At 72.6% G+C, this 19,244-nt stretch carries 17 protein-coding genes; 12 read left to right on the forward strand and 5 right to left on the reverse strand.

Annotated features, from left to right (window positions below):
- Nucleotides 1-2: 2 nt before the first annotated feature.
- On the reverse strand, nucleotides 3-758 hold the full coding sequence (locus tag ACIO3R_RS23830; RefSeq protein WP_385034360.1) for an enoyl-CoA hydratase family protein: 756 nt from the start codon (nucleotides 756-758) through the stop codon (nucleotides 3-5).
- Nucleotides 759-897: 139 nt separating this feature from the next.
- Between ACIO3R_RS23830 and ACIO3R_RS23835 the strand changes: the two genes are divergently transcribed.
- A complete protein-coding gene (locus tag ACIO3R_RS23835; protein WP_385034362.1) occupies nucleotides 898-1,818 on the forward strand; it encodes an SDR family oxidoreductase in 921 nt (306 codons plus the stop codon).
- A gap of 59 nt (nucleotides 1,819-1,877) precedes the next feature.
- On the opposite strand, the gene ACIO3R_RS23840 is transcribed toward ACIO3R_RS23835, so the two are convergent.
- Both ACIO3R_RS23840 and ACIO3R_RS23845 read right to left on the reverse strand, forming a co-directional pair.
- The gene (locus ACIO3R_RS23840) at nucleotides 1,878-2,369 is read right to left on the reverse strand and encodes a nuclear transport factor 2 family protein (RefSeq protein ID WP_385034365.1); all 492 of its coding nucleotides are present in this window, start codon (nucleotides 2,367-2,369) and stop codon (nucleotides 1,878-1,880) included.
- Nucleotides 2,366-3,241: a TIGR03619 family F420-dependent LLM class oxidoreductase gene (locus tag ACIO3R_RS23845; protein ID WP_402108513.1), complete on the reverse strand. Its 876-nt coding sequence runs from the start codon at nucleotides 3,239-3,241 to the stop codon at nucleotides 2,366-2,368. The genes ACIO3R_RS23840 and ACIO3R_RS23845 overlap by 4 nt, the downstream gene beginning before the upstream one ends.
- A 160-nt stretch (nucleotides 3,242-3,401) precedes the next feature.
- Here ACIO3R_RS23845 and ACIO3R_RS23850 point away from each other — a divergent pair, with 160 nt between their 5' ends.
- Complete coding sequence (locus tag ACIO3R_RS23850; protein WP_385034369.1) at nucleotides 3,402-4,052, forward strand: TetR family transcriptional regulator; 651 nt, start codon at nucleotides 3,402-3,404, stop codon at nucleotides 4,050-4,052.
- A gap of 161 nt (nucleotides 4,053-4,213) precedes the next feature.
- Nucleotides 4,214-4,990: an SDR family oxidoreductase gene (locus ACIO3R_RS23855; protein WP_385034371.1), complete on the forward strand. Its 777-nt coding sequence runs from the start codon at nucleotides 4,214-4,216 to the stop codon at nucleotides 4,988-4,990.
- Between the two features lie 86 nt (nucleotides 4,991-5,076).
- Here ACIO3R_RS23855 and ACIO3R_RS23860 read toward each other — a convergent pair whose 3' ends face one another.
- Complete coding sequence (locus ACIO3R_RS23860) at nucleotides 5,077-6,714, reverse strand: class I adenylate-forming enzyme family protein (RefSeq protein WP_402108517.1); 1,638 nt, start codon at nucleotides 6,712-6,714, stop codon at nucleotides 5,077-5,079.
- A 308-nt stretch (nucleotides 6,715-7,022) separates the two neighbouring features.
- Between ACIO3R_RS23860 and ACIO3R_RS23865 the strand changes: the two genes are divergently transcribed.
- The 7 genes from ACIO3R_RS23865 to ACIO3R_RS23895 all read left to right on the forward strand — a co-directional run bounded on the left by ACIO3R_RS23865 (nucleotide 7,023) and on the right by ACIO3R_RS23895 (nucleotide 15,480).
- Nucleotides 7,023-8,636, forward strand: a complete 1,614-nt coding sequence (locus ACIO3R_RS23865; RefSeq protein WP_385034375.1) for an ABC transporter substrate-binding protein — start codon at nucleotides 7,023-7,025, stop codon at nucleotides 8,634-8,636.
- A 139-nt stretch (nucleotides 8,637-8,775) separates the two neighbouring features.
- Entirely contained in the window at nucleotides 8,776-9,744 is a 969-nt protein-coding gene (locus tag ACIO3R_RS23870) for an ABC transporter permease (protein ID WP_385034377.1), read from the forward strand.
- On the forward strand, nucleotides 9,737-10,771 hold the full coding sequence (locus ACIO3R_RS23875; protein ID WP_385034379.1) for an ABC transporter permease: 1,035 nt from the start codon (nucleotides 9,737-9,739) through the stop codon (nucleotides 10,769-10,771). Before ACIO3R_RS23870 ends, ACIO3R_RS23875 begins: the two co-directional genes overlap by 8 nt.
- Nucleotides 10,768-11,826 carry an ABC transporter ATP-binding protein gene (locus ACIO3R_RS23880; RefSeq protein WP_385034381.1) on the forward strand — a complete coding sequence of 353 codons (1,059 nt, stop codon included), beginning with the start codon at nucleotides 10,768-10,770 and terminating at the stop codon, nucleotides 11,824-11,826. Before ACIO3R_RS23875 ends, ACIO3R_RS23880 begins: the two co-directional genes overlap by 4 nt.
- Nucleotides 11,823-12,860 carry an oligopeptide/dipeptide ABC transporter ATP-binding protein gene (locus tag ACIO3R_RS23885; RefSeq protein ID WP_402108520.1) on the forward strand — a complete coding sequence of 346 codons (1,038 nt, stop codon included), beginning with the start codon at nucleotides 11,823-11,825 and terminating at the stop codon, nucleotides 12,858-12,860. Before ACIO3R_RS23880 ends, ACIO3R_RS23885 begins: the two co-directional genes overlap by 4 nt.
- A complete protein-coding gene (locus ACIO3R_RS23890; protein WP_385034385.1) occupies nucleotides 12,857-14,083 on the forward strand; it encodes an NADH:flavin oxidoreductase in 1,227 nt (408 codons plus the stop codon). Before ACIO3R_RS23885 ends, ACIO3R_RS23890 begins: the two co-directional genes overlap by 4 nt.
- Nucleotides 14,080-15,480, forward strand: a complete 1,401-nt coding sequence (locus ACIO3R_RS23895; protein WP_402108521.1) for an amidase — start codon at nucleotides 14,080-14,082, stop codon at nucleotides 15,478-15,480. Before ACIO3R_RS23890 ends, ACIO3R_RS23895 begins: the two co-directional genes overlap by 4 nt.
- Nucleotides 15,481-15,513: 33 nt before the next feature.
- Here ACIO3R_RS23895 and ACIO3R_RS23900 read toward each other — a convergent pair whose 3' ends face one another.
- Nucleotides 15,514-15,732: a hypothetical protein gene (locus ACIO3R_RS23900; RefSeq protein ID WP_385034389.1), complete on the reverse strand. Its 219-nt coding sequence runs from the start codon at nucleotides 15,730-15,732 to the stop codon at nucleotides 15,514-15,516.
- An 805-nt stretch (nucleotides 15,733-16,537) separates the two neighbouring features.
- Between ACIO3R_RS23900 and ACIO3R_RS23905 the strand changes: the two genes are divergently transcribed.
- Together ACIO3R_RS23905 and ACIO3R_RS23910 are read left to right on the forward strand one after the other, a co-directional pair.
- On the forward strand, nucleotides 16,538-18,322 hold the full coding sequence (locus ACIO3R_RS23905) for an NAD(P)/FAD-dependent oxidoreductase (RefSeq protein ID WP_385034391.1): 1,785 nt from the start codon (nucleotides 16,538-16,540) through the stop codon (nucleotides 18,320-18,322).
- Nucleotides 18,323-18,396: 74 nt separating this feature from the next.
- Nucleotides 18,397-19,221 (forward strand): class I SAM-dependent methyltransferase, encoded by an 825-nt coding sequence (locus ACIO3R_RS23910; RefSeq protein WP_385034393.1) that lies wholly within the window; start codon nucleotides 18,397-18,399, stop codon nucleotides 19,219-19,221.
- The last annotated feature ends 23 nt before the right edge of the window (nucleotides 19,222-19,244 follow it).

A 19,244-nucleotide genomic window follows, 5' to 3' on the forward strand; every position in this document is an offset into this window, starting at 1 on the left:
TGTCACGCCTGCTGCTCCTTGTCCGTGCCGAAGGTGTCGCGCACGCGGTCCGCGACGCCGCTGAGATTGGCCTCGAAGGTGAAGCCCTGCTCGAAGCGGTAGCTGCGGCGTACGTCGACCGGGTCGATGCCGTTGATGGCGGCCTTGGCCAGCCGGATCAGATATCCGTCCTTCGCGGCGATCTCCCGGGCCAGTTCCAGGGCCGCTCCGGGCAGTTCGGCGCGCGGGACGACGCTCCACACCGAGCCGTGCCGGTGCAGTTCGCCGGCCGTCACGGTGCGCGAGGTGTAGTACAGGGTCCGCATCAGGTGCTGCGGAACCAGCCGGGCCAGATGCGTGGCCGCGCCGAGCGCGCCCCGGTCCAGCTCCGGCAGTCCGAAGGACGCGTCGTCACTGGCCACGATCGCGTCCGCGTTGCCCACCAGGCCGATACCGCCGCCCAGGCAGAAGCCGTGCACGGCGGCGACCACCGGGACCTCGCACTCGTAGACCGCCGCGAACGCCTCGAAACAGCCCCGGTTGGCGCCGATCAGCGCCTCGGGCCCGTCCGTGCGCTGCATTTCCTTGATGTCCACGCCCGCGTTGAACCCGCGGCCCTCGGCGGCGAGGACCACGCAGCGGACGTCCGGATCGGCCCCGGCGGCGCGGACCGCGGCGGCGAGGTCGTACCAGCCCTGTACGGGCAGGGCGTTGACCGGGGGGAAGTCCACGGTGACGACGGCGACGCCCTCTTCCGGGGCGGAGGTGGAGACACCCATGAGCAGATCAGCTACCTTTCCACCAAACGTTTGTTAGATTCAACGTAGCAGTGATACGGGCGCCGCGGGAGAGCGTCATGCCACTCAGTGGTCCCGGCGCCCCCATCTCCGCTCGTCGCCCCTCGAAAGGACACTCGTCATGACCTCACCGACAGCCCTGTGCGCCGGACGCGTCGCCGTCGTCACCGGCGCGGGCCGCGGACTCGGCCGCGCCCACGCCCTGGCCTTCGCCGCCGAGGGCGGACAAGTCGTCGTCAACGACCTCGGCGTGGGACCCGACGGCTCCGGTACGGCCACCGGTCCCGCCCAGCGGGTCGTCGAGGAGATCATCGCGGCCGGCGGCGAGGCCGTCGCGCACAACGCGGACATAGCCACCGCCGACGGCGCGGCCTCCCTCGTCGCGACCGCGCTCGACAACTTCGGCCGCCTCGACACCCTGGTCAACAACGCCGGATTCCTCCGCGACCGGATGCTGGTGAACCTGGATGAGGACGACTGGGACGCGGTGACCCGTGTCCACCTCAGGGGCCACTTCCTGCCGCTCAAGCACGCGGCGGCGCACTGGCGCGCAGAGGCGAAGGCCGGCCGGGCGCACGAGGCCAGGGTCGTCAACACCGCTTCCGGGGCCGGGCTGCTGGGCAGCGTGGGCCAGGGCAGCTACTCCGCCGCCAAGGCCGGGATCGTGGCCCTGACCCTGGTGGCCGCCGCCGAGATGGGCCGCTACGGGGTCCAGGTCAACGCGATCGCCCCGGCCGCCCGCACCCGGATGACCGAGGACACCTTCGCCGAGACCATGGCGGCGCCCGCCGGGGGAGGGTTCGACGCGATGGCCCCCGAGAACGTCTCGCCGCTCGTCGTATGGCTGGGTTCCGCGGCGTGCGCCGGGGTCAGCGGCCGGGTCTTCGAGGCCGAGGCCGGACGGATCACGGTGATGGAGGGCTGGCGGCCCGGCCCCACCGCCGACAACGGTGCCCGCTGGAGCCCGGCCGAGGCCGGGGCGGCGGTGTCCGGACTGCTCGCGGCGGCCGAGGTGCCGCAGCCGGTGTACGGGGCGCGCTGAAGCCACGCCGTGGCGGAGACGGATGACGCACCGTCATGCGAGCTCCGCCACAGCTGTGTTCAGGAGCCCGCGGGCTCCCCGCGCACGCCTGTGGCCAGCAGCGCGGGGGATTCCGGGCGGCCGTCCAGGATCCGGTTGGTCCGGGTGACCACCTGCCAGCCGGACTCCGTGCGGCGCAGCCGCCAGTGGTTGGCGGTGGCGCGGCGCACGACGTACCGGCCCGCCTCGTGCACCACCATCAGCGAGTGGCACACCGCCACGGCCTCCTCGCCCACGACCGTGATGTGCGGCGGACCCACGACATGGGCACAGCCCTGCCGGATCCAGCCCTGGTGCGCGGGGGACCGCACCATCTCACGGATCCGCTCCCGGCCCGCGAGGAAGATCTCGTCGATGTCGTACACCCCGTCAGGTGCCCAGAGCGCCGCGACGCCGTCCGCCTCGCCGCCGTCCACCAGCGGCCCGTACGAGGCCATGGCGCGGGCGATGTCGCGCTCGTCCTCCAGAGCGGCGAGCCGGGCCTCGACCGCTGCCAGCCGGTCCGCGCTCATACCCGTGCCTCCGTGGCCGCCGTGGTGCCGGCGAGCAGGGCGAGCGCCTCCAGCTGTTCGACGTAATGGCTCGCCGACTCCGCGCTCAGCGCCACGCTCACCACCGTGGCACCGGCATCGGACACCTTCCGCAGCGCCTCGGAGGTGCGCTCCGCGTCGCCGGACGGATCGAGCGGGCGGCCCGCGCTCAGCACCACCTCGAAGCCCTCCGGGAGTTCGGCCGCGCGGAGCATCTCGCGCAGCCGGTCGAGCGGCAGCCCGAACGGCACCCAGCCGTCGCCGTGCGCCACCGCCCGGCGCAGCGAACGCGGGGTGCGGCCACCGATCCACAGCGGCACCCTGGGCTGCACCGCGTGCGGCTCCACGACGAGCCCCGCGTAGTCGAAGTGCGCACCGTGGTAGGCGGGTTCACGACTGGAAAGCGAGGCCCGCAGGGCCGCTGCCGCGTCGTCCGCGACAGCGCCCCGGCCCTCGAACTCCGCACCCAGCAGCCGGAACTCCTCCTCCAGACTGCCGACACCGAGTCCCAGCACCAGCCGCCCGCCCGAGACGCGGTCCAGCGTGCCGTAGCGCTTCGCGAGCGCCAGCGGATGGTGGTAGCCGAGCACCAGGACCTGGGTGGCGAACCGGATCCGGCGGGTCCTGGCGGCCAGATAGCCGAAGGTGGAAAGCGGATCCCAGTAGGTTCCGCCGCGCTGCCGGGCGATGTCCACGGGCACCGCGACATGCTCCGAGCAGGTCAGATGGTCGAAGCCGAGCCGGTCCGCGGCCTCGGCGACCGCTCCCAGCTCCTCGATTCCGGCCGTGCGCTCCCAGGGGGAGTGGACGCCGGGGACGGCCGTGACGACGGGACTGTTGATGCCGAGCCGCATGGGGAACCTCTCTCGGTCGGGACAGGACGCAGGGTCGAGAGGCCATCCAAGTTCCCCCACCCCGTGCGCGCGGGCCCCGTCCCGGTGAACGGAACGGGGCGGGCCGGACCGGCGGCGCGCGGGAGATCATCGTCGGCTCCGGCGGAAGGAAGTCGGCACCGTGCCCCGAACGAACGGCGAGAGAACCCCCGCACACCCCACCTCGGCCAAGCAGCGCCAGCGCTACGCCCGGATCCTGCGGTCCGCCGCACGCCTCGGTGCCGAGCACGGCCTCGAACGGATGCAGATGCACGACGTGGCCCGGGAGTCCGGCGTCGCGATCGCCACCCTGTACCGCTACTTCCCCTCCAAGATCCACCTGTTCGCCGCCGTCATGCACGACCAGGTGCTCCGCCTGGACGCCGGCACCCCCGCGCCGCCGCCGGGCACCGGCCCCGTGGAGGCGGTGACCGACCTGCTCACCGGGGCGAGCAGGCAGCTCTTCGAACAGCCGCTGCTGGCCCTGGCGATGATGCAGTCCGGCAATGTGTCCCACCTCGGCGAGGGCAGCCCGGCCCGGCGCACGGACGAGATCCTCATGGACCTCGTCCTGCGCACGGCCGGGGTGACCGAGCCCTGCGAACGGGACCGGCGGGTGGTCCGCATCCTGGAGCAGGCCTGGTACGGCCTGCTGACCACCGTCCTGTACGAGCGCTCGTCGGTCGAGGCGGCCCAGGACGGCATCCGGCTGGCCTGCCGCCTCCTGCTCGGCCCGGTCCTGGCCGGACGCGGTACCCGCAGGCACCCGACCGGCACCGGCCGGGGTCTGTGACGCGGCATCCGGCCAGCGGGACCGTACGCGTCCGACGTGGGACGGACCGCGTACGGTGCACAAGAGGGGGTCCGTCCCCCGGCCAGTGGCCGCGCACAGGCGTCGCCGGCGCCGAGGGTAGGGCTCCACACCAGCACGATCTGCCGATCTGAGGAGTACCCATGCCCCGCAATGTCGTCGTCACCGGATCCGGATCCGGGATCGGTGCCGCACTCACCGCTCTGCTCCGCGCCCGGGGCGACCGAGTGATCGGGGTGGACCTGCGCGGGGGCGACGTCGACGCCGACCTGTCCACACCCCAGGGCCGCGCCACCGCCGCGGCTGCGGCCCGCGACGCGGCCGGGGGAGTGGTGGACGCGGTCGTCACCTGCGCCGGCACCTCCGTACCGGGAACCGCGATGGTGACCGTCAACTACTTCGGCACCACCGAGTTCCTGACGGCGCTGCGGCCGGCGCTCGCCGCGGCGGAGCGGCCCAGGGCCGTGGTCATCGGCTCCATCTCCGGCACCCAGCCCAGCGACCCGGACGTCGTCGCCGCCTGCCTGGCCGACGACGAGGCCACCGCCCTGGCACACGCGGAGCGGGCCGTCGCCGACGGCCGCGCCCGGCAGCTCTACCCCTCGTCCAAGGCGGCGCTCGCCCAGTGGGCGCGGCGCACCGCGGTCGCCGAGGGCTGGGCCGACGCCGGAATCCCGGTGAACGTGGTCGCGCCCGGCATCGTGCTCACCCCGATGAGCGCCGGCATCTTCGACGACCCGGAGATGAAGAAGGTCATGGACACCGCCGTCCCCATGCCCCTCAACGGCTATCTGCGGCCCGAGGACGTCGCGGCGGCCGTGCTGTTCCTGGTCTCCGAGGAGAACAGCCACATCACCGGACAGGTGGTGTACGTCGACGGAGGCGCAGAGGCGACCCTGCGCGGACCCGCGGACTTCTGAGCGGTCCACCCGAGATGCCCCGGCCGCTTCGGGCGGCCGGGGCACCTCAGTTCCTGAGCCACGGGCAGGGCGTCGGATCCGTACCGTCAGATCCGTGCCTCGGGCCGGATCACCTTGCCGGTCGCGTTGCGCGGCAGCTCGTCGGTGGTCAGCCGCCACCGCTTGGGCACCTTGAAATACGCCAGTTCGTGTCCCACGTACTCCAGCAGCGCCTCCTCGGTGACCGTCGAGCCCGCCGCGAGCACCACGACGGCGGCCACCTCCTGGCCGAGGTCGGGATGCGGCACCCCCATCACCAGGCACTCCCGGACGTCCGGGTGTTCGGCCAGGACCGTCTCGACCTCGGCGGGGTACACGTTCTCGCCGCCCCGGATGATCAGGTCGGAGCGGCGGCTGCTGAGATGGAGCCGGCCCTCGCGCAGCCGGCCCAGGTCCCCGGTGCGCAGCCAGCGGTCCGGGCCGATCGCACCGGCGGTGGCCTCGGGATCACGCCAGTAGCCCAGCATGTTGTACTGGCTGCGGACCCAGACATCGCCCTCCTCGCCCTCGCCGAGCACCTCGCCGCCGGGGCCGCGGATCTCCATCCGCACCCCGGCGACGGGCCGGCCGAGGGTGCCGGGAGCCGCCGCCAGGTCCTGCGGGCTCGCCGCGGCGACGCCCGTACAGGTCTCGGTCAGACCGTAGCTGTCCACCAGTGAGTCCTTCGCGAACGGCAGGCCCTTGCGCAGCCGCTCCTTGAACTCGGTCGACGAGGGGGCGGAGGCCAGCGAGAACGCCGTCAGCGAGGACGTGTCGTACCGGTGGGCCCCGCCGTGTTCGAGCATCCGGTGGGCCATCGTCGGCACCGCGCCCCAGTTGGTGACGCGTTCCCGCTCGACCATGCCGAGCACCGCGTCCACGTCGAACGCCCCCTGGTGCAGGGCGATCCGGCTGCCGGTGGCGAGCCGCGGCACCGCCAGGTTGTGCAGGCTCGCGATGTGGAACAGCGGCAGCGTCAGCAGGTACACGCGGTCCTGCGGGGCCAGCGGGTCGCCGAACTCCTGGAGCAGGGCGTCGTTCATGCGGTGGTACTCGACGACGGCCAGCAGGTTGCGATGCGTGTGCACGGCCCCCTTGGGGCGGCCCGAGGTGCCCGAGGTGTAGAGGATGACGGCCGGGTCGTCCTCGGCGACGTCGGCGGACGGCAGCGGCGCGTCGGCGTGGGCCGTGGCGCAGCGGACGATGTCGTCCTCCATGGACAGCACCGGGACCGTGCAGCCGGCCAGTTTCGCCGACTGCCTGGCGTCGGCCACCACGAGGGCGGGCTCCGCGTTGCTCAGGCCGTGGGCCATCTCGCGCGCCGACCACCAGGCGTTGAACCCGACCGCCACCGCGCCGATCGAGACGGTGGCCCAGAACGTCATGATCCACTCCGGGGAGTTGGCGGCGGCGATGGCCACCCGGTCGCCCTTGGCTATGCCGTACTCCTCACGCAGCACCCGGGCCAGTGAGGCTGCCTGCGCCGCGTGCTGGGCGAAGGTGATCCGGCGGTCCGCGGTGACGATGAAGTCGCGTCCGGCGTGCGCGACGGACGCGTGCAGCACCTCGTGCAGGGCCCGTTGCCGGTGGGTGAACACCGGCAGCCGGGTGCCGAGCACATCGTCGTCGGCGAGTTCGAACGCGCCGTCCGGACCGGTGAGGCCGTTCGCGGGGGCGGGGGTGCGGTGATCCGTTTCGCTGGGCATCGGGAACTCCTGGGCGTCGTGAACTCCACTGGGATCGCGGTCGACGCCAGTGTCGGCCAGTACGGGCTCCCTGCCCCCCGGCCGGTTCCGGTCACTGGGACACCGTGCCACGGCGCCGCCGGAAGCGGGAGTACTCGTGCCACCGGGCCGGGCCGCCCCCGGGCCCGGTTCCCGGTGAGTGGGATACGTCACGTCGGCCGGATTTCGCCGACCGTAGCGTCCCCCATCTGATCCGGCCCCCCACGCTCTTCGCCGCTTCCCGCACCGGACGAACTCCGCTTCCCGCACCCGGACAACTGGAGGAAGAAATGAAGCGAGCACCACGGGCGAGAGCCCGTCTCGCAGCGGCCATGGCCGTCGCGGCCATGCTCACCTCCGCATGCGCCTCACCCGACGACGGGGGCAGCGGCAAGCAGCACACGGCCGAACGCGGCCGCTACGAGTTCGGTACGGTCGGCGACCAGCCCAAGGGCGGCGAACCGGTCCGCGGCGGCACCCTGCGCTTCGCGGACTACGCGGAGGCCCGCAGCCTCAGCCCCGCCGTCACCTACGCGACGGGCGCGTCCGGCGGCTCCGCGCTCGCCGCCGTCTACGACGTACTGATGCGCTACGACACCGCGGCGAAGAAGTACCGGCCGTGGCTGGCCCAATCGCTGCACAGCAGCGACGACCTGAAGACCTGGACCCTGAGACTCCGCGACGGCGTCACGTTCTCCGACGGCACACCCCTGAACGCCGAAGCAGTGGTCGCCAGCATCGCCTGGTACCAGCGGAGCAAGGGCGCCGACACCGCGCTGCTCGCCCCGAACCTCGCGACGACACGGGCCACCGACGACTCCACCGTCGTCTTCACCCTCCGCAGCTCCTGGGCCACCTTCCCGGCGATGCTCGCCCAGGCACCCGGCATGATCGTGGCCCCCGCCGCGTACGCCTCGAAGACGTTCCGCCCGATCGGCGCCGGACCCTTCACCCTGGGCAAGTACGCCCCCCAGGAGGAGATGGTCCTCAAGGCGAACAAGAAGTACTGGAAGGGCGAGCCCTACCTCGACGCGCTGCGCTTCACCTGGCCGCAGTCGGACCGCTCCAAACTCGACGCGCTGAACGACGGCACCGCCGACGTGACGTACATGCGCAGCCCCGACGTCGTCGACGACGCCGTGCACGAAGGCCATCCCGGGGAGCTGACCCTCACCGGCCTCGGCAACATGATCACCATCAACACCCGTGACGGCCGCCCCGGTGCGGACCTGCGGGTCCGCCGGGCGATGGCCCTGGCCCTCGACCCGAAGCTCGACACCGCACGCGCCTACGAGGGCAAGGGCCTGCCGGGGCAGGAGATCTTCCCGCCCGAATCACGCCTGCACTCCTCGGTGAAGCCCCTCGGGATCGACCTCGACCAGGCGAAGAAGCTCGTCACCGAGGCCAAGCAGGACGGCTTCGACGGCACCCTCACCTACATGGACGGCACCGACCCCGTATCCCGGGCCAAGGCCGTCGTCACCAAGGCGATGCTGGAGCGGGTCGGCTTCACCGTCGAACTCGACCTGGTCTCCTCCATCGCCGACCGGGTGTCCAAGACCTACGTGGAGCACGACTTCGACATCAGCCGCGGCGCGGCGAGCATCTCCGAGAGCGACCCCTACCACCGTCTCCAGAGCGTCCTGAACTCCAAGAGCTACGGCAACCCCGGCGCGTACGCCAACCCGAAGATGGACGAACTGCTCGTCGAACTCCAGGGCGCCCGGGGCCGGGCGGAGACCCAGCGGATCCTCGACGGCGTCCAGACACTCTTCAACGAGGACGTGCCCGTGGTGAACCTCGGCGCGAGCGCCGGCTTCACCGCCTGGGGCAAGAACGTGCACGGCATCGTGCCCACCGACGAGTACATGGCCCTCTTCGGGCAGGCGTGGATCAGCAAGTGACGTCCCGCGGCCCGGCCCTCCCGCCCCGTGCGCGCCGGGCGCCCGCCCGCCGCGACACCGCCCCGGTCCGCCCGCGCGCGGCCCCACCGGACCGTGGCGCGCGACGGTCCGAACGACAGGCCCCAGACCTGGAGGAACCATGAGTCCCGCCGCGCTTCGCCGCCTGGCCGTCCGGGCCCTGGAACTGGTGGGCGTGCTCCTGATCGCGAGCATGGGGGTGTTCTCCCTGGTCGTCCTGATGCCGGGCGATCCCGCCGTCGACATTCTCGGGGCGGGCCGGGCACCCTCCGAGTACGCCGGGCTCCGACATGACCTCGGGCTCGACCAGCCCGTCGTCACCCGCTACTTCCACTGGCTGGGCAACGCCCTCACCGGCGACCTCGGCCACTCCGTCGTACCGCCCCGGAGCGACGTCACGGACCGGGTGCTGTCCGCGCTGCCCGTCAGCTTCGAGATCGCGGCGCTCGGCCTGCTCATCGCCCTGCTGATCGCCGTCCCGCTGGCCATGTGGTCGGCGTACCGCGAGGGCTCGGCCGCCGACCGGATCATCGGCGCCGGCACCTTCGGCGTGCTGTCCGTGCCCAGCTTCCTGGCCGGTCTGCTGCTGGTCCTCGTCCTGGTCAACTCGGCCGGCTGGTTCCCCCGGTCCGAATGGGTACGGCTCGGCGACGGCGACCTCGCGGGCAATCTGCGCCACGCCTTCCTGCCCGCCCTGACCGTCGCCCTGGCCGAACTCGCCCTGTTCACCCGGGTACTGCGCGGCGACCTCATCGTGACCCTGCGGGAGGACTTCATCCTCGCCGCCCGCGCCAAGGGCATGAACCCGCTGCGCATCCTGTTCTCCGACGCCCTGCGCCCCTCCTCGTTCTCCCTGGTCACCCTGCTCGGCCTCAGCCTCGGCCGGCTGATCGGCAGCACCGTCGTCGTCGAGTACCTCTTCCAACTGCCCGGCATGGGGACCCTCATCGTCAACGCGGCGGGCCAGGGCGACTACCCGATGGTCCAGGGCGCCGTGCTCACCATCGCCGTGATCTACGTGGTGATCAACGCCGGCATCGACCTCTCCTACGGCTATCTAGACCCGAGGACGCGACGTGTCCATGTCTGACATCGTTCCGCGCACGCGGACCGCCTTCCCCCCGCCCCTGCTCACCGCCGTCGCCCTCACCGCCGCCGGCCTCGCCCTCCTGGTGTTCGGCGCGACCACGGCCCAGCTCGTCCCCCTCGCCAGAGCGGCCGTCGCGCTGCTCGGCCTCGGCACGGCACTCGGCGGGATCTCCCGGCTCGGCAAGCGGTGGGCGGGCCCCGGCTTCGACGTGGTGTTCTGGTTCGGCGCCGGCTGGCTGCTGCTGCTCGGCCTCGCGATCCTCTTCGCACCCTGGCTGGGACTAGCCGAGGACCGCGACGTCGCGGCCACCGTCCTCGAACCCGTCTTCAGCCCCCCGGCGTTCACCGGTACCCACCCCCTGGGCACCAACGGCTTCGGCCTCGACCTGCTGGCCAGATCCCTCTACGGCGCCCGCTCCTCGCTGCTCATCTCCTTGTCCGCGGTCGCCATCGGCACCGCCGTCGGAGGAGCCGTCGGCATGGTCGCCGGCTACTTCGGCAAGGCCGCCGACCGGGCCGTGGGCATCGCCACCAACTCACTGCTCGCCGTACCGCCGCTCATCCTGCTCATCGCGCTCGCGACCGTGCTCCAGCCGCGGCTGCGCAACGTCGCGTTCTCCCTGGCGCTGCTCACCGTCCCCGGCATGGTGCGGCTCGCCCGCGCCACGACCATGGCGTACGCCAACCGGGAGTTCGTCGTCGCGGCCCGCGCCATGGGAGCCACCCGCTCCCGCATCCTGCTGCGCGAACTGCTGCCCAACGTGCTGCTGCCCCTGCTGTCCCTGGCCGTCGTGATGATCTCGGTCCTCATCGTCGCCGAGGCCTCCCTCAGCTTCCTCGGACTCGGTATCCAGCCACCGGAACCCACCTGGGGAAACATGATCGCGGAGGGGGAGGGCCGGGTCTTCGAGGAGCACCCGCACATCGTCCTCGTGCCCGGCGCCTTCCTCTTCCTCACCGTGTTCGCCTTCAACATCGTCGGCGAGAAGGCCCGAGGCCGATGGGACTCCCGGAGCGTGAAACTGTGACCACCGCACCGCTGCCCGAGGTCCCCGTACCCCCCACCACCGCCACCGGCGCCCCGCCGCTGCTGACTGCCACCGGCGTACGCACCGCCTTCCACACCCCACGCGGCCCCGTGCAGGCCGTCGACGGCGTCAGCCTGTCGCTGTCCGAGGGCGAGACCCTCGGCATCGTCGGCGAGTCCGGATCCGGCAAGTCCGTGCTGGGCCGCACCCTCATGGGCCTCATCACCGACGGCCCCGGCACCACCGTCTCCGGCACCGTCCTGCTCGGCGGACAGGACGTGCACGCCCTGAGCCCGGCGGGGCGACGGGCCCTGTGGGGCACCGAGGTCGCCATGGTCTTCCAGGACCCGATGACCTCCCTGAACCCGGTGAAGAAGGTCGGCACGCATCTGTCCGAGAGCGTCCGGCTGCACCGGGGCCTGAGCCGCGCCGAGGCCCGGGAACGCGCCGTCGACCTGCTCCGGCAGGTCGGCATCCCCGAACCGGCCCGGCGCGCACGCCAGTACCCGCACGAACTCTCCGGCGGGATGCGGCAGCGCGTCGTCATCGCCATGGCGCTGGCCTGCGGCCCCCGGCTGCTCATCGCCGACGAACCGACCACCGCGCTCGACGTCACCGTGCAGAAGCAGATCCTGGACCTGCTCCAGACCCTGGCCCGGGACCTCCGGATGGCGACCGTCCTCATCAGCCACGACCTCGCCACCGTCGCCGGCCGCACGGACCGGGTCGCGGTGATGTACGCGGGCCGGCTCGTCGAGTACGCGCCCACCGCCGCCGTGTTCGACCGCCCCCGGCACCCGTACAGCAGCGCCCTCATCGCCTCCATCCCCCGCCTCGACCTGCCCCCGCACACCCTGCTCCCCACGATCGAGGGCCGCCCGCCCAACCTGCTGCACCCTCCACCCGGATGCCGGTTCGCCCCCCGCTGCGGCGCGGCGACCGACCGCTGCGCCACCGAATCGCCCCCGCTCGCCGCATACGCCGGTGACCGCGACGCCGGCGGCGTCGTCGCCTGCCATCACCCCCTGGGCGCCGCCGAGGAGGCCGCCGTATGACCAGCACCCGCACCACCGCCACGTCCACCTCGACAGAACGGGGCGCGCGGCCGCCCGCACTGAGCGCGGAGCACCTCGTCGTGGAGTTCCCCGCCGGTCGCGGCCGCAAGGTGCACGCCGTCTCCGGTGTCAGCCTGGACGTCGCGGCGGGCGAGACCCTCGGCGTTCTCGGCGAGTCCGGCTGCGGCAAGTCCACCGTCGGCCGCGCCCTGATCCAGCTGCCGCCCCCGGACTCGGGCACGGTGCGGCTCGGCGGGGTGACCCTGACCGGCCTGTCCCCGGAGGAACTGCGCCGGGCCCGTGCGCGGATGCAGATCATCATGCAGGACCCGGTCTCCGCCCTGAACCCGCGCCGCCGGGTCAAGGACCTGGTGTGGGAGGGCCCGTCGATCTGGGGGAGCGGCGACGACGCCCGCGACCGGGACACCAGGATCGACGAGGCACTGCGCGACGTCGGCCTCGACCCCGCGACCGTACGGGAGCGCAGGGCGCACGAACTCTCCGGCGGCCAGTGCCAGCGGGTCTGCATCGCCCGCGCGCTGCTCCTGGACCCCGAGGTGCTGATCTGCGACGAACCCGTCTCCAGCCTCGACGTGTCCGTGCAGGCGCAGATCCTCAACCTCCTGGAGACGACGACGCGGCGGCGCGGGCTGAGCATGGTCTTCATCGCCCACGACGTCTCCGTGGTGAAGAACATCAGCGACCGCGTCCTGGTGATGTACCTCGGCAAGGTCTGCGAGGTGCTCCCCTCCGACGGGATGCAGCACGAGGCCGTCCACCCCTACACACGGCTGCTGCTCGCCTCCCTCCCCGAGGCCCAGCGCGGCCCCGGCGCCGTCGGCGACCCCGCCCCGCCCGCCGGCCCCGCCGCCGAGCTCCCGTCGCCCCTGAACCCGCCGTCGGGCTGCCGCTTCCGCACCCGCTGTCCGCTGGCCACCGGCCTGTGCTCCGAGGAGGAGCCCCGGCTCAGGGACATCCGGCCCGGACACCGGGTCGCCTGTCATCACGTCGAACCGAAAAGGAACCATCCGTGACCACCACCGAGGCACCCGATGTCCTGGCCCCCGCCCAACTGGGCCCGGTCAGGCTCCGCAACCGCGTCATCAAGGCCGCGACCTACGAAGGACTCAGCCACAAGTCCCTGGTGACCCAGGACCTCGTCGACTTCCACGTCGCCTACGCACGGGGCGGCGTCGGCATGACGACCGTCGCCTACTGCGCCGTCGCCCGCGAGGGCCGGACCGACCGGCACCAGATCCACTGGACCGACGAGGCGATGCCGGGACTGCGCGTACTCACCGAGGCCGTGCACGCCGAGGGCGCCGCGATCGCCGCGCAGATCGGCCACGGCGGGCCCGTCGCCAACCCCAAGGGCAACGGCGCCCCGGCCCTCTCCCCGTCCAGGCACTTCCACGCCACCACCCTCAGCTGGGCCCAGGAGGCGTCCGTCACCGACATCCGGCGCATCACCGAGGCACACGCGGAGGCCGCCCGCCGCGCCGTCGACGCGGGCTTCGACGCCGTCGAGGTCCACCTGGGCCACAACTACCTGGCCAGTTCCTTCCTCAGCCCCCGGATCAACCACCGCACCGACGCCTACGGCGGCAGCCTGCCCCACCGGGCCCGGTTCGCCCGCGAGATCATGCGGGCCGTCCACGACGCCGTCGGCGGCCGGATCGCCGTCATCGCCAAGATGAACATGGACGACGGGGTGCCCGGCGGCTTCTGGCTCGACGAGGCCATCCCGGTGGCGCAGTGGCTCGAACAGGACGGCACCGTCGACGCTCTGGAGATGACCGCGGGCAGCTCCCTCCTCAACCCGATGTACCTCTTCAAGGGCGACGCACCGCTCCGGGAGTTCTCCGCGATCATGCCGCAGCCGATCAAGCTCGGGGTGAAGGCGGTCGGCAAGCGGTTCCTGCGCAGCTACCCCTACCGGGACGCCTATCTGCTGGAGGACGCCCGGCAGATCAGGGCCGCCGTGAAGCTCCCGATGGTCCTGCTCGGCGGCATCACCGACAAGCCGGCCATGGAACTCGCGATGCGGGAGGGCTTCGAGTACGTGGCCATGGCCCGCGCCCTGCTGCGCGAACCCGACCTGATCAACCGCCTGCGGGACGACGCCACCACCCCGTCCCTGTGCATCCACTGCAACAAGTGCATGCCGACCAACTTCACCGGCACCCGCTGCGTCCTCGTCGACCGCGACACCACCCGCCGCGCCACCTGGGGCACGCCCGCCGGATACGTGAAGTGAGGGGGCCGGACGCGGTCGCCACGGCCGCAGCGGTCAGGGACGGCCGGACCGACGCCCGTACCGTCACCGAGGAGGCGATCGCCCGCATCCGGACGCTCGACCCCGCCCTCGGCGCGGTGGTCCACACCCGGTTCGACGCCGCCCGCGCCGAGATCGCGGCCGGACTGCCCGACGGCCCGCTGCACGGGGTCCCCATGCTGGTCAAGGACCTCGGCACCGACGTCGCGGGAGTGCCCGCCACGGGCGGCAGCCGGCTCTTCGCCGACGTGACGGCCCGCCACGACAGCGAACTGGTGGCCCGCTACCGGCGCGCCGGAGCCGTTGTCCTCGGCACCACCAACACCCCCGAACTGGGCCTCAACGCCTCCACGGAACCGGCACTCTTCGGCCCCACCCGCAACCCATGGAGCACCGCCCACTCGCCGGGCGGCTCCAGCGGCGGCTCCGCGGCCGCGGTGGCGGCCGGGATGGTCCCGGTCGCGCACGCGAGCGACGGCGGCGGCTCGATCCGCATCCCGGCCGCCGCCTGCGGACTGTTCGGCCTCAAGCCCAGCCGGGGGCGCGTCTCGCCCGCACCCCGCCCCACCACCCTCTCGGGCCTGGTCTCCGCACACCACGCCCTCACCACGACCGTCCGGGACAGCGCCCTGCTCCTCGACGTGGCCGCGGGCCCGCTGCCCGGCGACGCTTACGCCGCACCGGCCCCCGCCGCACCCTTCGCCGAACTGGCCCGCAGCGCCCCCGGGCGGCTGCGGATCGGGCTGCTCACCGCACTGCCGGACGGCCCCGGCGTGCACCAGGACTGCGAGCGGGCGGTACGCGCCGCGGCCCTGCTGTGCGAACGCCTCGGCCACGACGTCACCGAGACCACCGCCCCGTACCGCCCCGAGGACGTCGGCCGCACCTCGGGCGTCCTGATGGGCGCCGACCTCGTCGCCCGGATCGACGCCCGGCTCGCCGGGCTCGGCAGGCCCCTGGCCGACGACGACATCGAGCCCTTCACCCGCGTGCTGTACGACCACTACCGAGGCCTCCCGGCGGCCGACGTCAGCCGCGCGCTGCGCCGCGCCCAGGAGATCGGCTGGGAGGCCGGCGCCGCGTTCCGGCGGTTCGACGTACTGCTCGCCCCGACCCTCGCGCAGCCCATCCCGCTGCTCGGCACCCTCGACACCTCGGACCCGGAATCGATCTACCGGCACGCCTCCGTCTACGCCGCCTTCACCAGCGTGTACAACGTGACCGGGATGCCCGCCATGTCCGTACCCTTCGGCCACGACAGCCAAGGGCTGCCGCTCGGCGTCCAGTTCGCCGCACCCCTCGGCGGCGAGGGAGTACTGCTCGCCCTGGCGGCACAGCTGGAGGAGGCGGCACCCTGGGGGACTCCGCCCGCGCCCTGACGGCACCCCCCTCCTCCACGACCGCCGTGCCGGTCAGTCGTCCTCACCGGCGACGTCGCGGAGTCGCACGACTGCCTGCCGGAGTTCGTCGAAGGCCCGCTGCTCCTCCCGGGGTGTGACCCGGGAGGCCGGCAGGATGCTGTCGCGCGTCCCGCGGACCCGGGCATAGGCGTCGAAACAGGCGAGCACCTGTTGGATCACCGGCTCCCGGGGCAGCGAGGGAGGCGGTGAGGAAGGACGCTGCGGGGACATCTCTGAACTCTCAATCCAGTCGGAGGCTACTGGCCGGCCCGGAGCCGGGCGCCCATGGGGCGCCGAGGACCCCGGCCCGCGCAGCACCGCGGGGGCGTGGCTCTGCCGACGACGGGACGCACACGGGTCACGTGGGCAGTGGCCGCGGCAGCCGGAAGCGGGGCACCGGCGTCGGGTGCGAGGAAGGGGGGCGTCGCCGAGATGCGTCTCGGCGGCGCCAGGGGCACGAGCGACGGCTCGGGAAGGCCGCCGGCGGGCATGGTGCTCCGCCGCCGGTCAGCTCACCGTGCAGCCGGACGGCTTCACGGGCACGGGGGACGGACACGAAGGGCAAGAGGCACGGGAAGCCTTTCCGGGCGCGCGACAGTTACGTCGCCGACCAGGCTTCCCGGCACACCACCCGCTCCTCAACAACGAGGCGAGATGCGGCCATGCTATCCGCCGCGCCCCCGGGACCGCCTCGCAGGGCGTCGAACTCACCGTCCGCATCACCGCGTGCACCGGTGGGTCATCACACGGTGGTCGAGCCGGCCTGTCGCGCGCGCAGCCGTACGTACCGAACGGGTGATTTGTCCTTCCGGTGGTGGGGTGGCGGTTCAAGACGATCGCGATGCCCGCGAGGGCGGTCGTGAGGTTCAATGCCAGTACGGCGAACGCTCTGCGGAACCAACTCTCGTCGAGGTGTACGTCCCCACCCGGACGTACACCCGCACGTGCACGGCAGTACGGAACGCGGCTGTCAGGACGCACCCGTTCCGCCCTACGCAACCGGGAGCGGCTGTTGTTGGTACTTGTGGATCACCCGTTGCCCGCCGACGTCACATCCCTCGTGCGCGGTCCGGGCCTGCGTTACCGCCCCGGGCTCTCCCGATTACCGGCAGGCCGGCGCGGTGCCGATCTCGCCAGGCACCGCCCGGACGTCCTGCTCACCCGTACCGTGCCCGACACCGCGGAAGCGGCGGCCTGGCGGCGTGCGAAGGCCCGCGACGCGCCGCTCGTCGTCGTCCTCGTCGCACCGGACGCGGATGTCGGAGGGGAAGGCGCCGGAGAGCCGGCACCGGACGCGGCGGACGCGCACCTGACGGTGCTCCACCTCACCGGCCGGGCCGCCACGGGGCGCGAACTGTACGCGCGAGCCCTGGCGCTGGCGGAGCTGCGCTGGCTGACCGCGGTGACGGCGCCGACGCTTTCCAGCCGACTCGCAGCGGTCCGGCCCCGGCGGGGATCGGTGGCGCTGGTGGGCGCCGGCGTGGTGAACCTGATCACCGCACTGCGTCTGCTCCGGTCGGGGCACCGGGTGACCGTCTGCGACAGCGCGCCCGACCCCAGGAGCGGTGCCCACTGGACGGCGTACGGGGCCAGCCGGGGCGGCGGCGACGGGCGGATGTTCACCCTCACGGAGACGGACGGCTACCACGGGAACGCGACGACGGGCCCGGTCCCCTTCCTGCGGCCGCTCAAGGACAACGGCTGGTGTCTCGCCGAACCGTCCGCGCTCGGGGAGGAGGAGCTCGGCTGGGTGCGCGACAGCGCGCGCATACCGCCGTGGCTCGCCCGCGCCTACACCGACGACATACTCCTCCACAACCGCCTGTCGCAACCACTGTGGAACGAACTCCTCAGCACGGAGCCGGAGTTGGCGCGTGACGTCGGTCTGCGGGAGGGCATCCTCCGCCTCTACACCGACCCCGCCGGACTCCGGGCCCAGATCGCGCGGCAACAGGCGCTGGGGGCGGCCCACCGGGTGCTGACGCCGGAGCAGGTGGCCCTTGGCCACCCGGCGCTGTCCCACACCCGCACGGCCGGCATCCTCGCCGGAGGCATCGAGGTGACGGGCTTCACCGTCCAGATACACAGCTTCCTCGCCCGGCTGATCGGCCTGCTGGAACAAGAGGGCGCCCAGTTCCACTGGGAGAGGCCCGTCGAGGGCCTGCACACCGACGCGAACGGGCTGCCGGACGGGCTGCGCTGTGCGGAAGGACCTGTGCGCGCGGACCACTACGTCCTCTCCCCGGGCGCGTACGGCGGCGAACTGCTGCGCGGCACCGCCGCACACGGACTCATCCACGGCGTGGCGGGCGTCTGGCTCACCCTGCCGAACCTGCTGCCCCGGCTGCTGAACTCCCTCAAGATCAGCAGGTCCGGCCATGTGGCGGAGGACACCAACGTCACCGTGACGACGGCACCGGACGGGACGCCGTCACTGGTGGTGGGATCCGGCTACGGCTGGACCGGAGCCGACCCCGCGCACATCGACCCCGCGCAACTCGACGCACTCCACGCCGCGGTCGAGGACACCGCGGCGCTGTTCTTCCCGGAGGCGTTCGAGGCGGCGCGCGCGGACGGACTCCTCGAACGGAGCAAACGGCACTGCGTACGTCCGTGGACGGCGTCGAGCCTGCCGGTCCTGGAGATCGCGCCCAACGCCCACGGCGGCCTCGTGGTGGTGACCGGCGGCCACAACACCGGTGGCTTCGCCCAGGCCCCGGTGGTCGCCCAGGCCGTCGCCACCGCCGTGCACGGCGAGGCACACCCGATGCACGTGCGCTACCACCCCGACCGGCTGCGCATGTTCTACCGGCACCAATGACCAACCTGAGAGAACGCACGAAGGAACCCACGAAAGAACTCAACGGCCAATTCACGAGCGAGAGGTGTCACCACATGACGACGGAACAGTCCTGGCAGCGGCGCGGCAGCTCCTTCGGACGCGGAGCGCAGGCGTACGACCGGACCCGGCCGGACTACCCGCGGGAGAGCTTCCGCTGGGTGCTGGGGGAGGAGCCCCGCACCGTGCTCGACCTCGGCGCCGGTACGGGCATCCTCACCCGCGCGCTGCTGGCCGACGGCCACCAGGTGTCCGCGGTGGAGCCCGACGACGAGATGCGGGAACTCATCACCGCGTCCGCGCCGGCCGCGAACGTGCACGCGGGCAGCGCCGAGAAGATCCCCCTCGCGGACGCGAGCGTCGACGCGGTCCTGGTCAGCCACGCCTACCACTGGTTCGACCCGGAGCCCGCGCACGCCGAGATGGCCCGGGTGATCCGCCCGGGTGGAACACTCGCCACCCTCTGGAACCTCCGCGACGAGGAGGTCCCGTGGTCGGCGGAGCTCTCCCGGATCCTCGCCGACGAGGACACCGGCACGAACCCGCAGACCGCGGCGGCGATCCTGCTGCACGGTGTGCTCGCCGCCCTCCGCGGCAACGACCCCGAACGCCTCTCCGGATGGCTGCGCGATCCCACCTTCGGATCCCGGTTCGGCGCCGTCGAGATCGGATTCTTCGCGCATTCCTCGCCGCAGACCGTGGAATCCCTCGTCGGACTCATCACTTCCCGGTCCTACTACCTGAACTGCACACCGGAGCGCCAGGAAGAATTGAAAGAACAGATCAGGCAACTTGCCGCCACGCACCCACAACTCGCCGGACGCACGGAATTCGACCTGCCGTATGTGACGGTTGTCTTCAAGGCCGTCCTCGCGTCCTGAGGGCTGTCCCGCCAGGAATTGCG

Origin of the sequence: Streptomyces sp. NPDC087428 (genome assembly GCF_044744085.1) — a bacterium.
GTDB lineage: Bacteria > Actinomycetota > Actinomycetes > Streptomycetales > Streptomycetaceae > Streptomyces.

What these genes read in the sequence shown, in the direction of transcription:
- ACIO3R_RS23885 (WP_402108520.1), top strand. Translation starts at nt 11,823, where the DNA reads ATGACCAGCACCCGCACCACCGCCACGTCCACCTCGACAGAACGGGGC.
- ACIO3R_RS23860 (WP_402108517.1), bottom strand. Translation starts at nt 6,714, where the DNA reads ATGCCCAGCGAAACGGATCACCGCACCCCCGCCCCCGCGAACGGCCTC.
- ACIO3R_RS23900 (WP_385034389.1), bottom strand. Translation starts at nt 15,732, where the DNA reads ATGTCCCCGCAGCGTCCTTCCTCACCGCCTCCCTCGCTGCCCCGGGAG.
- ACIO3R_RS23840 (WP_385034365.1), bottom strand. Translation starts at nt 2,369, where the DNA reads ATGAGCGCGGACCGGCTGGCAGCGGTCGAGGCCCGGCTCGCCGCTCTG.
- ACIO3R_RS23910 (WP_385034393.1), top strand. Translation starts at nt 18,397, where the DNA reads ATGACGACGGAACAGTCCTGGCAGCGGCGCGGCAGCTCCTTCGGACGC.
- ACIO3R_RS23865 (WP_385034375.1), top strand. Translation starts at nt 7,023, where the DNA reads ATGAAGCGAGCACCACGGGCGAGAGCCCGTCTCGCAGCGGCCATGGCC.
- ACIO3R_RS23870 (WP_385034377.1), top strand. Translation starts at nt 8,776, where the DNA reads ATGAGTCCCGCCGCGCTTCGCCGCCTGGCCGTCCGGGCCCTGGAACTG.
- ACIO3R_RS23845 (WP_402108513.1), bottom strand. Translation starts at nt 3,241, where the DNA reads ATGCGGCTCGGCATCAACAGTCCCGTCGTCACGGCCGTCCCCGGCGTC.
- ACIO3R_RS23835 (WP_385034362.1), top strand. Translation starts at nt 898, where the DNA reads ATGACCTCACCGACAGCCCTGTGCGCCGGACGCGTCGCCGTCGTCACC.
- ACIO3R_RS23875 (WP_385034379.1), top strand. Translation starts at nt 9,737, where the DNA reads ATGTCTGACATCGTTCCGCGCACGCGGACCGCCTTCCCCCCGCCCCTG.
- ACIO3R_RS23830 (WP_385034360.1), bottom strand. Translation starts at nt 758, where the DNA reads ATGGGTGTCTCCACCTCCGCCCCGGAAGAGGGCGTCGCCGTCGTCACC.
- ACIO3R_RS23855 (WP_385034371.1), top strand. Translation starts at nt 4,214, where the DNA reads ATGCCCCGCAATGTCGTCGTCACCGGATCCGGATCCGGGATCGGTGCC.